This window comes from Myroides pelagicus, from assembly GCF_009711055.1.
Taxonomy (GTDB): domain Bacteria; phylum Bacteroidota; class Bacteroidia; order Flavobacteriales; family Flavobacteriaceae; genus Flavobacterium; species Flavobacterium pelagicum.
In genome coordinates this window covers 210,748-221,570 of the sequence record NZ_WMJY01000002.1, presented here as the reverse complement: position 1 = coordinate 221,570, position 10,823 = coordinate 210,748, and the positions used below count along the sequence as shown (strand labels likewise).

The following is a 10,823-nucleotide window of genomic DNA, read 5'->3' as shown; positions in this document are numbered from 1 at the left end:
TTTAAATGCTGTTGCATTTATTTGTTGAATCTAAGAAGCAATAATTGATGGAATCCAAGTAATATCAAAAAACAAGGCGAAAAGTTTATTTGCATAAAAATTAATAGTAAGACTTTTATATAGTATTACTAAAAAATAGGCATTGATAAGTAAATTAAAAAATGCAATTTGATTTAAGGTTCGAGTTCTCATAGTAAAGTGTTTTTTAGCTGTATAATCTAATTTAGCTATTATACTAGATTCTAAGAGTTAAAAAAAAACGAGTTATTTGTTATGTTTTATATATCAAAGACTCTTCTTTGTTTTATTTTAGAGTTCTTCATTTTTTAGAATGATAGCATTAACGTGACTGACTTTTAATTTAATTAAGTAGTTTTGCAAAAATTAGTTAGATATGCGAAAATTAGCCAATAGCGAATTAGAACGTAAAAATATAGAGGAATTTAAAGCTTCAGAAAAAACACCTATCATCATTGTATTAGATGATATTAGAAGTTTACACAATATTGGTTCTGTGTTTAGAACTTGTGACGCTTTTCTAATTGAGAAAGTTTACTTGTGCGGAATCACAGCAACACCACCAAATAAAGAAATTCACAAAACAGCATTAGGAGCTACAGATACCGTAGAATGGGCATACTCCAAAGATGTATTGGAAGTAATCAAACAATTAAAAGAAGATGGCGTTTCAATTCAGTCTGTAGAACAAGTTGAAAACAGCGTTATGTTAAATGAATTCAAAGTACAAGAGACTACCAAATATGCACTTGTCTTTGGAAATGAAGTAAAAGGAGTTAGTCAAGCTGTAGTTGATCTAAGTGATGGCATAATTGAAATTCCTCAATTAGGAACCAAACATTCACTTAATATATCTGTTAGTGCAGGTATCGTTATTTGGGATCTTTTCCAACAAATGAAAAACAAGTAATCAAATATAGAAAAGAACTCTTTTATAAAGGAGTTCTTTTTTATTTAGACACAAGCCTATACAACAACATCTTTCTTTTCAAGTAAGTTACTTTTTATTTATTGAGGTATGATTTGGAAGTGATATATTTGAATAAGCTATAAAATTATAAAAATGAAAATATTTGAAATAGGTAATGGACAAGCGATAATGATGGCACCAAGCCATTACTACTGCGCTATTGAAAACGAACAAACACTACAAATTTATAGAGCGAAAAGTGAAGATGAGCCTATTATACGAGTAAGTTTACTCAGTCTAAAACAAACAGAGCAGCGTTCAGAAGAACAACGCTTAACAGAATTCAAAACACAAGCTAAAGAACACAAAACGGAGTGTATCTGCATGCCTAATAAAGCTTATTACTCCTATGATAGTAATGCTCTTGAAGATGTTTACATGAAGGTATATGAAGTAATGTTTGGAGACCAGTTAATTATTGTTTCTCTATCTGCTACTAAAGGTACTGAAGGCAAAGAAGACGTATTAGATCACCTTGTGGAATTAAAAGACATGGTAGAAAGTATTGATGCACTTGCTTCACTTGAACTACCATTACTTGAACCCACATATAATGATATGTATTATATGTCTCAAGAGATAGCCAACCTATTTCTCATAAAACAAGAAAGTGTAGATGAATATTACACAAGTGGAAAAGCAATTAAACGCTTACAAGAGATTTTTAATGATCGAGAACTCAGCAAACAGGAACGCTCATTACACTTTACCCTTGGTATGGCTTTTGGGATAGCGTTAATCTACAAATACCCTGATTTACATTGGGTGGTCGTAAATGACCAATACGGTAGAGAATTAGCTCTTCAATACCAGAACTTAGCTATTCAGTGCTTCCCAATTAGCATGATAGTAAAACACATTGAAGATGGTGAAGCCGTAAATATAGAGATGCTTTTATCCAACACACACGAACAAATACTTGCAACCCTTAAGCAAGAAGAAGATTACAAATACCTAGCTTATAATTACTAGACTAACCTACTTATTCAAGTTTTAAGTAGCATTCATACTAAAAACTCTCTATTATGGAGAGTTTTTTTTGACATGTAAATACTATCAGACGCTTTACAGTATGAAAAGTATTTAATTTTTATCAAAAAAACTATACAATAACAATCTATTAATCAACAAACAAGCTTATTCATATTATTATTAATTCAAAAAATAGCATTTATTAGTTGTATAGTAAAAATAAGTATTCTATATTTGCACTCGCAATACGGAAGTAATATTGCAGTCTAACAAGACGCTCGAGTGGTGGAAGTGGTAGACACGCTGGACTTAAAATCCAGTGAACAGTAATGTTCGTGCGGGTTCAAGTCCCGCCTCGAGTACTAAACGGGAGAATTGAATTTTTTGTTCATTTCTCCCGTTTTCATTTTCAGCTATTTCATTATTTATCAACAGGATAGACCTTATTAAAACATTAATTCGGATCAATCCTAAAAGGGATCAATCCTAAAAGTTGTGCTTATGCATAAAGTTTGGAGATTCTATATAAAAAGAAATCAATATCTCTTACCCCTCTAAACTGAGCTCTAAAAGCTTTTATTTTCGCATTAAAGGATTCAGCAAAAGCATTGGTACTTCTAGTTAAGTATTGTTTTGTAATTAATTTGTAAAGCATATATTTCCTCTATTATGGGCATTGGGGGTAAATATATTTATCTAAATGATATTTCGTTATTGGCTTTAGTGGTTTTCCCAAAGTTGGATGTATACCCGTCCCAGGACCATTAAAGTATTCGTGTTTCCTCGCACTTATTTTAACAAACCAAATTTTGGGTTTGCTATTTTTAAAAAAAACGGTATTACAACTTACTTCAATTTTTTTAAACTCTTCTACAATACGCTGATCAAATTTAATAGGACTTACACCGTCATCAATAAAACTTAATCGTGTCGCTTCTCCACAATCACACTCTTCATACTTATCAACTACCCATCTCATACATTGGTCATTTTGACTCAACACTGATAACTTTAAAACTAACAGTAGCAAACCAATCATCAATACAACACCTAATAGCCAATACCACAACTTATTCTTTTGAAAAATTGCTGACTTAGAATAAGTATTGCCAATCCTACCTTTAGACTCTACAAGCTTTATACTATCTTCTAACTCTACGCCCCCTCTATTATTTGCATCAATAGTAGAGGTATTTAACTGCTTAACCTTACTTTTCTCTTCTTTACAAAAGACCAAGTCTTTTTTTCTAAATCTGCTATAAGGTCTTTGCTCATAATCGTACATAAGCGCGACCATCTCAATGACCATATGATTCTTAGACATAGTTGTTTTTCCATTCAAAAAATACTGAATTGGTTTAAACCTTTCAATGTCAAATTTTCTAATACAATTAGATATATCGGAAAGCTCAATACTATTCGCTTTAAAAAAGTCTTTGAGCACATTCTTATCTTCTATTGACACATTACCCTCATCGCACAAGATTAGACAATAGTCCCTAAGCTGTGCTGGAGATGGAGACAGTAATACATTGTACTTAGGTTTGTGATCTACGTTTTCAATATGCTCTTTTAAATGAGCGATATAATCATTTATGGTCAATAAGGTCATAATTACAACTTAATACAAAACGGCATAATCGGAATTATCAGAATCATCAGAACTACAATACATTAACCTCTAATTGTCATCTTTTCTTTGTCGAAGCAAAAAATCAGAAATGTATTATAGTGTTTCAAAAATACGAAACATATTCATGGGTTAGGAATATTGACATTAAAAAATGGGAGCTTTTCTATTGTTATCATTCCTAACTAGCTTCCAAAAACTACCTTCTGATTCCTTGCTTTTAACTTAAAATTCAAAGCAGATGAAAACGAGAAAAACATTAATCATTTTATTAAGTAGTTTAACCTTTATTACTATTAGTTGTGACAAAGAAGATGATTACTTACAAACAAAATCACCTAAAGAAAAAGCAATTAGCGCGAGTGACAATGATACGAATAATGATTGGGGACTAACTCCCATAAAACCTCCAAAACCTAAATCACTAAGTTTAGAAATGGAAGAAGGAGACACCAACAATGACTGGGGACTAACTCCTATAAAACCTCCTAAACCAAAAAAATAATTTAATTATTAAGCAATAAAGTCTAAATTCGAAGAATGAAAAGTACTTTACACACAATTCATTCTTCGAGTTTTATTTTATTGTTAATCGTTTGCCTCTCTTTGTTTAGCTGCAAAGAAGAAGAGATAAAAACAATTAACCAAGTGGATATTGATTTAGGTTATAGCTTCCAACAAAATGCAGATAGTTTATTTTCACTAAATAAATTAGAAGACGCTTTTAATAAGTACCTTAAGTCTAACCAGTATTTTAGCAACACAGGGAGTGATACCTCTATCACTTATAACAACCTTAGAATAGCCAGTATCTATCTTTTGATTGATGACCCTAATAGTGCCCAAGAACTTGTCACTAGAGAATTGCCAAACATTGATACAAAAGACAATTCTTTTAAAGTTTATATATACAACACATTAGCTATCTGTTTCACTGAATTGGAAGATTACCAGCTAGCCAATACTTACTATGACCAATCTCTAGCTTTCTCTACTACTGAAACTGAAAAAAACATTCTAAAAAACAATATTGCTAGTAACTACATTTCATCGGAACAATATGACCAAGCAATTGGTATTCTAAACACCATTATCAATGATGAATCCACAAACAATACTCCTGTTTTAAAAGCTCGTATCCTAAATAATCTTGGAAAAGCTCTATATAAAAAGGACCCTAGTAAAGGATTAGAACAACTCCTAGAAGCCTATCAAATAAGACTTAAACTAAAAAATAACGAAGATATCAATCGCAGTTACTTAAGTTTAGCTGAATTTTATTTACTTAACAACAATCTTAAGGAGGCCTATAGTTATGCTAATAAAGCTTACATTCAAACAGCCAAAACAGACTACAAGAAAGATAAACTTCTTGCTTTAGGTCTATTAATCAAAACACAAAATAAACAAAACTCACTTTACTTTTCAGAATATATTGACTTGTCTAAAGCCATTTATTCTGAAAGTCTAAAAACAAAAAATCAATTCGCTAAACTACGTTACGACTTTGACCAACATTTACAAGAGGCTACAAAACTAAAAATAGATTTACAACAAAGTGAATTGATTTCTGCTCAAAATAAAAATGCCTTTTTATTCACATTAATTTTATTAGTAGTTGGCGGTGTTATACTCTCTTTTATCTACTACAAGACCAAACAACGCCATCGATTAGAAAAAATACAACAATCCTACCTAACGGAGACGCGTATTTCTAAACAAATACACGACGAATTGGCTAATGATGTATTCAATGTCTTGACGTATATCCAAAATTTCAATCTCGAAGCTGCTGAAACAAAAAAACATTTACTCCTTGATTTAGAATCAATTTACAATAAAGCTAGAAATATTTCTCTTGCTCATAGCTCAGTAACTACAGATGAAACCTTTGCTACTTATCTTACTACACTCTTTAATGAGTACTCAACTGACACTTGTCAAATCATACTCTCTGGCATAGACTCCTTTGATTTTAATTGCTTAGACAAAAATCAAAAGATAACTATTTACAGAGTAATACAAGAGTTATTAGTTAATATGAAAAAGCATAGCATGGCGACAATTGTAGTCTTCAAATTCTCTGAAAACAAAAAAATGCTTCAAATCTTTTATTCTGATAATGGCGTAGGAATCATCCAAGAAGACTTAAAAACTAAAAATGGATTACTGAATGTGGAAACCCGTATTAAAAATATTGGAGGAAGCTTTACATTTGACTACGAGAATAAGCTCGGTATCAAATACAACATTCTAATACCCAAAAAAAACTATGTTTAAGAAAATTCTAATTGTTGAAGATTACGACAGCATAAATATAGGCATTGCTCAAGCCTTAACTGAAAAAATGCCACTCGCTGAAGTTTACAATACAAAGTATTGTGATGACGCATGGTTAAAAATTCAAAGTGCTCTTGCGAACAACGCGCCTTTTGACTTAATCATATCTGACCTATCTTTTCAAGAAGACTATAGAGACGCTAAACTAAAGGGTGGGGCTGATCTGATTAGTACAATTAGAGAAACTCAACCCTTACTAAAGATTATTGTCTATTCTATCGAAAACCGATATATTGAAATCCACGAACTAATTGATCACTTAAAAGTAAACGCCTTTGTCAGTAAAGGTAGAAATAGCATCCAAGAACTACTAACTGCCATTAAGCATATTCAACAAGAAGGCAATATGGTATATCTTTCCCCTGATATCAAAGATGTAAAAAGCAGCACAAGCTCCTTGATTTTGCAAGATGATGATCTATTGATTTTAAGATTACTTTCTGAAGGATATTCACAAAATGATGTTGGTGAAAAGCTTAAAGAAGAAAACTATACAATCACTAGTACTAGTAGTATTGAAAAGAGAATTAGCAAACTCAGAGCTACTTTTGATGCAAAAAACACAATACATCTAATCAGTATAGTGAAAGACTTAGGCATCATTTAAACTACATATACCCTATCACAACTAACACTTTTGATTCATTTATAAAAAATATTGTCAAAATGTGGTTTTCCGTAAAACACTCCTTGTACAACAATGTACTTTTGCATCGTAGATTCTTAGAACTTTAATATGCACCGTTTACTTCCCTCTATTATATTGTTACTACTTCTTGGTTTTATAGGATGTGATACTGTCAATGACCAAAATCACTATCCAGAAGATAAAGTCAAAAAAAATTCACAAGATGAAATAGAGTCAATGCTAAGCACGTATACCAATTATGTAAACAACTATAAAGATTTATACAGTAAAGCGCTTAGCGGGGACAAAAAAGCCCTTAAATCATATTCTGACTTAATGCTTAAAGTAGATGAATCAAATCAAAAATTAAACAAGCTAATTGACCAACAAAGATTAACGTCTAATCAATTAAAAAAATATATTTCATTGAAGAAGAGGTTCACTCCTTAAATAAAAAGCGGATATCAAACTTTTGATATCCGCTTTTTTTATCCTCTTAAACAGAAGCTTGTAACTTCTGCAATAAGTTCTTATCCAAAGCTTGTTCCGTATACGCTTTATCTACATGTAGCTTCTTAATCTTCTTCTGACTAGGCAATTCGTACATTGCATCTGTCAAAATAGCTTCACATAAAGAGCGCAATCCACGAGCTCCTAATTTATACTCTAAGGCCTTATCTACAATAAAATCTAATGCCTCATCTGAAATAGTAAACTTGATATTATCCATTTCAAACAACTTCTCATATTGCTTAATCAAAGCATTTTTAGGCTCTGTCAAGATTGATCGTAAAGTCTCCTTGTCCAGTGGATTCATATAAGTCAAGACAGGTAAACGTCCAATTATTTCGGGTATTAAACCATAGTCTTTAATATCCTTAGGAACAATATACTGCATCAAATTCTCCTTATCTACCTTTTCATTTTCCTTAGAAGCATTGTATCCGATTGCTTGATAATTCAATCGTTTAGAAATAATACGTTCTATACCGTCAAAAGCTCCTCCTGCTACGAAAAGAATATCTTTTGTATTTACCTCTATAAATTTTTGATTTGGATGCTTTCTTCCTCCTTCTGGCGGTACATTGACTATACTACCCTCTAGCAATTTCAACAGCGCCTGTTGCACTCCCTCTCCTGACACATCACGAGTTATCGATGGGTTATCACTCTTACGTGCTATCTTATCTATCTCATCAATAAATATTATACCTCTCTGAGCGCGTTCTACATCGTAATCAGCCGCTTGCAATAACTTTGTCAAAATACCTTCTACATCTTCCCCTACATATCCTGCTTCAGTTAATACAGTTGCATCGACAATTGCCAAAGGCACATTCAACATTCGCGCAATTGTTTTGGCAACTAATGTCTTTCCTGTACCTGTCTGCCCCACCATCAGTACATTACTCTTTTCAATCTCTACATCATCTTTATCATTGCTTGCCTCTTGTAATAAACGCTTATAGTGATTATATACTGCCACAGACATCACTTTCTTTGTCTGATCTTGACCAATTACATATTCATCTAGAAAAGCGCGAATATCCTTCGGCTTTTTCAACAATAAATCATTCGCAAGACTTTCCTTTTCTTTTGCCTCTCCATCTTCTTCTACGATACCAAAAGCCTGCTCTACACATCGATCACATATATGAGCATCCATTCCTGCAATCAATATATTCGTTTCAGACTCTGGACGTCCACAAAAAGAACAACGCATTTCTACCTTCGCCATATATTATTCTCTAATTAACACCTCATCAATCATTCCGTACTCTTTAGCTTCTTTAGCTATCATCCAATAGTCTCTATCACTATCATTGTGAATTTTCTCTATCGATTGTCCTGAATGATCTGCAAGGATTTGATATAATTCGTCTTTAAGTTTTAAAATTTCTCTAGCTGTTATTTCAATATCTGAAGCTTGTCCTTGTGCTCCACCCAATGGCTGATGAATCATTACGCGTGAGTGTGGCAATGCCGAACGCTTCCCTGCTGCACCTGCACACAATAACACTGCTCCCATTGAAGCTGCCATTCCTGTACATATCGTCGCTACATCTGGTTTGATCAACTGCATGGTATCATATATTCCTAGACCTGCATACACTCCTCCTCCTGGAGAGTTTACATAAATACTAATATCTTTAGAGTTATCTACACTTTCTAAAAATAAAAGCTGCGCTTGAATAATATTAGCTACATAGTCATCTATTGCTGTCCCTAAGAATATAACACGATCCATCATCAAACGCGAAAACACATCCATTGTCGCTACATTCATTTGACGCTCTTCTATGATATAAGGGGTCATACTACTAACTATCTTGTCATAGTACATACTATTTATTCCGTGATGCTTTGTTGCAAACTTTTGAAACTCTTTTCCGTAATCCATTTATTTATTTTTTTTTAGTATTAAAAAATAAGCGCCTTTCCTTTCGGAAAGACGCTCAAATATACTTATTTTTTTTCGGAAACTATTCTCCGTACATTTCCTTTACGAAATCTTTATAAGAAACTTCTTTTTCTTTAGCAGATACTTTTTCGTTGAATAATACTAATACTTTATCATTCATCACTTGCTCAGAAATACGTCTTACCTCATCTTGGTTAGTCATAACTCTTGCTACGATATCTTCTACCGTTTTTTCGTCTGGTTCAGCTTGACCGAATTGAGCTAACTGATCTTTGATTAACTTAACGGTATATGCTTTGATTTCTTCGAAGTCTAATTTCAAATCATATTGTGACATTACTTTACCTTCTACTAATTGGTAACGCAAGCCTTTTTCTGATTTTGCATACTCAGCAGCAGCAGCTTCAGCTGTCATTGGAGTTTCTCCTGCTGTTTGTAACCATCTTGTTAAGAATTCTGCTGGTAAATCAAATTTAGTCTCTGCCAACAAGTGCTCGTAAACATCGTTTACAAATTTTTGATCTGCTTGACCTGCAAATTGCTTTTCAGCGTCTTCTTTGATTTTTTCTTTTAATTGCTCTACTGATGTTACTACACCTTCTCCAAACAATTTATCAAATAACTCTTGGTTTAACTCTGCTAATTCAGTTTCGTTAATCTCTTTGATTGTGAATACCACATCAACTTCTAATCCGTGTACTTTATCGTGATCTAAACCTAAGTACTCCATTAGTTTGTGATCATCATCAAATAATCCTTTTGTACTTACAGTAACTTGATCTCCAACTTTCTTGTTTAAGAATTTCTTTTGGTTTGTTTTAGTTCTGAAAGCAGTAACTGGTAGAGTTGCCTCTTGGTTAATTCCTTCTTCTTCGTTTGTAAATGTACCTACTAAGTCAGAAGTTTCTTCAACTGCCTCTTTAGATACTAACTTACCATATTGTTTTTGGATAAACTCAACTTGCTCATCTAACATAGCGTCATCAGCAACAACTTTGAATTTAGTGATTTTATTTTTCCCTTCTAAGTCTAAAGTAAACTCAGGAGTTAACCCTAATTCGAAATCAAATTTTAATACATCAGCATCCCAATCAAAACTTTCGTTTGATACTGGAAGTGGATTTCCTAAAATATCAATTTTCTCCTCTACAAGATAATTATTCAATTTGTCTTGCAAAATTTTGTTCACCTCTTCGAACAATACAGCTTTTCCATATTGTTTTACAATTAAACTCATTGGTACTGCTCCTTTTCTAAATCCAGGAACACTAGCGTTCTTTTTGTAGTTAGATAATACTTGATCTACATTACCTTGATAATCTTCTTTTGCAAGCTCAATTGTTACGATTGCATTAAGAGCATCTACATTATTTCTTGTAATATTCATTTTTTGATGTATTTACATAATAAATTTGGGTTGCAAAAATAAATTATTTTTGCAACCCTTCCAAGTTTTTAAGTGATTGTATTTCAATCAATAATTTTTTATTTACTTTCTACACTAGTCTTCCTTCTGCTTCCCATTCACTAAAGATTGAAAAAATGTCAATACAATACTGAATAACAAGGCATACCAAAAATTATCTACCATAAATCCTTTGACAAAATAAGCACTCACTTGTATAATAATCGCATTGATCACAAACAAGAAGAGACCGAGTGTCACAATAGTTGCTGGCAACGTCATAAAAACCAACAATGGTCTTAGTGTCGCATTCAAAATCCCCATCGCTACAGCTACCCATAAGGCTGATGTCCAACCATCAACGCTTACTCCTGGCATAAATTGACAAAGTAATACTACAATTACCGTTGTAATTAATAATCTAATGATAAAATTCAT

The 10,823-nt window shown here is 32.5% G+C and carries 12 protein-coding genes and 1 tRNA gene; 7 read left to right on the top strand and 6 right to left on the bottom strand.

All coding sequences use genetic code 11. From position 1 onward, the window contains the following. Positions 1-394 precede the first annotated feature (394 nt). From GJV77_RS02000 to GJV77_RS01990, 3 genes are all read left to right on the top strand, one after another. Positions 395-928, top strand: coding sequence for an RNA methyltransferase (locus GJV77_RS02000; RefSeq protein WP_155034681.1), 534 nt, complete (start codon positions 395-397; stop codon positions 926-928). A gap of 153 nt (positions 929-1,081) precedes the next feature. Continuing rightward, complete coding sequence (locus GJV77_RS01995; RefSeq protein ID WP_155034680.1) at positions 1,082-1,960, top strand: DUF3806 domain-containing protein; 879 nt, start codon at positions 1,082-1,084, stop codon at positions 1,958-1,960. Positions 1,961-2,236: 276 nt separating this feature from the next. Next, positions 2,237-2,322: transfer RNA gene (locus tag GJV77_RS01990), tRNA-Leu, on the top strand. A gap of 137 nt (positions 2,323-2,459) precedes the next feature. Here the strand turns inward: GJV77_RS01990 and GJV77_RS01985 are convergent. Continuing rightward, positions 2,460-2,615 (bottom strand): transposase, encoded by a 156-nt coding sequence (locus tag GJV77_RS01985; protein ID WP_240142799.1) that lies wholly within the window; start codon positions 2,613-2,615, stop codon positions 2,460-2,462. A gap of 12 nt (positions 2,616-2,627) precedes the next feature. Next, positions 2,628-3,572 carry a hypothetical protein gene (locus GJV77_RS01980; protein ID WP_155034679.1) on the bottom strand — a complete coding sequence of 315 codons (945 nt, stop codon included), beginning with the start codon at positions 3,570-3,572 and terminating at the stop codon, positions 2,628-2,630. A 259-nt stretch (positions 3,573-3,831) separates the two neighbouring features. Between GJV77_RS01980 and GJV77_RS01975 the strand changes: the two genes are divergently transcribed. The 4 genes from GJV77_RS01975 to GJV77_RS01960 all read left to right on the top strand — a co-directional run bounded on the left by GJV77_RS01975 (position 3,832) and on the right by GJV77_RS01960 (position 7,008). Further along, positions 3,832-4,095 carry a hypothetical protein gene (locus GJV77_RS01975; protein ID WP_155034678.1) on the top strand — a complete coding sequence of 88 codons (264 nt, stop codon included), beginning with the start codon at positions 3,832-3,834 and terminating at the stop codon, positions 4,093-4,095. A 35-nt stretch (positions 4,096-4,130) separates the two neighbouring features. Next, positions 4,131-5,870: a tetratricopeptide repeat-containing sensor histidine kinase gene (locus tag GJV77_RS01970; protein WP_155034677.1), complete on the top strand. Its 1,740-nt coding sequence runs from the start codon at positions 4,131-4,133 to the stop codon at positions 5,868-5,870. Further along, complete coding sequence (locus tag GJV77_RS01965; RefSeq protein WP_155034676.1) at positions 5,863-6,537, top strand: response regulator; 675 nt, start codon at positions 5,863-5,865, stop codon at positions 6,535-6,537. The genes GJV77_RS01970 and GJV77_RS01965 overlap by 8 nt, the downstream gene beginning before the upstream one ends. A gap of 129 nt (positions 6,538-6,666) precedes the next feature. Beyond that, positions 6,667-7,008 carry a hypothetical protein gene (locus GJV77_RS01960; protein WP_155034675.1) on the top strand — a complete coding sequence of 114 codons (342 nt, stop codon included), beginning with the start codon at positions 6,667-6,669 and terminating at the stop codon, positions 7,006-7,008. A gap of 46 nt (positions 7,009-7,054) precedes the next feature. Here GJV77_RS01960 and clpX read toward each other — a convergent pair whose 3' ends face one another. The 4 genes from clpX to GJV77_RS01940 all read right to left on the bottom strand — a co-directional run bounded on the left by clpX (position 7,055) and on the right by GJV77_RS01940 (position 10,823). Next, positions 7,055-8,296: an ATP-dependent Clp protease ATP-binding subunit ClpX gene (clpX, locus tag GJV77_RS01955; RefSeq protein WP_155034674.1), complete on the bottom strand. Its 1,242-nt coding sequence runs from the start codon at positions 8,294-8,296 to the stop codon at positions 7,055-7,057. 3 nt (positions 8,297-8,299) lie between these two features. Then, positions 8,300-8,959, bottom strand: a complete 660-nt coding sequence (gene clpP, locus GJV77_RS01950; RefSeq protein ID WP_155034673.1) for an ATP-dependent Clp endopeptidase proteolytic subunit ClpP — start codon at positions 8,957-8,959, stop codon at positions 8,300-8,302. Between the two features lie 82 nt (positions 8,960-9,041). Next, on the bottom strand, positions 9,042-10,367 hold the full coding sequence (tig, locus tag GJV77_RS01945; protein WP_155034672.1) for a trigger factor: 1,326 nt from the start codon (positions 10,365-10,367) through the stop codon (positions 9,042-9,044). A 114-nt stretch (positions 10,368-10,481) separates the two neighbouring features. Then, positions 10,482-10,823, bottom strand: a complete 342-nt coding sequence (locus GJV77_RS01940; RefSeq protein ID WP_155034671.1) for a phage holin family protein — start codon at positions 10,821-10,823, stop codon at positions 10,482-10,484.

Coding starts and splice junctions, on each gene's coding strand:
- GJV77_RS01980 (WP_155034679.1), bottom strand. CDS start 3,572: ATGACCTTATTGACCATAAATGATTATATCGCTCATTTAAAAGAGCAT.
- GJV77_RS01975 (WP_155034678.1), top strand. CDS start 3,832: ATGAAAACGAGAAAAACATTAATCATTTTATTAAGTAGTTTAACCTTT.
- clpX (WP_155034674.1), bottom strand. CDS start 8,296: ATGGCGAAGGTAGAAATGCGTTGTTCTTTTTGTGGACGTCCAGAGTCT.
- GJV77_RS01940 (WP_155034671.1), bottom strand. CDS start 10,823: ATGAATTTTATCATTAGATTATTAATTACAACGGTAATTGTAGTATTA.
- clpP (WP_155034673.1), bottom strand. CDS start 8,959: ATGGATTACGGAAAAGAGTTTCAAAAGTTTGCAACAAAGCATCACGGA.
- tig (WP_155034672.1), bottom strand. CDS start 10,367: ATGAATATTACAAGAAATAATGTAGATGCTCTTAATGCAATCGTAACA.
- GJV77_RS01965 (WP_155034676.1), top strand. CDS start 5,863: ATGTTTAAGAAAATTCTAATTGTTGAAGATTACGACAGCATAAATATA.
- GJV77_RS01970 (WP_155034677.1), top strand. CDS start 4,131: ATGAAAAGTACTTTACACACAATTCATTCTTCGAGTTTTATTTTATTG.
- GJV77_RS02000 (WP_155034681.1), top strand. CDS start 395: ATGCGAAAATTAGCCAATAGCGAATTAGAACGTAAAAATATAGAGGAA.
- GJV77_RS01985 (WP_240142799.1), bottom strand. CDS start 2,615: ATGCTTTACAAATTAATTACAAAACAATACTTAACTAGAAGTACCAAT.
- GJV77_RS01960 (WP_155034675.1), top strand. CDS start 6,667: ATGCACCGTTTACTTCCCTCTATTATATTGTTACTACTTCTTGGTTTT.
- GJV77_RS01995 (WP_155034680.1), top strand. CDS start 1,082: ATGAAAATATTTGAAATAGGTAATGGACAAGCGATAATGATGGCACCA.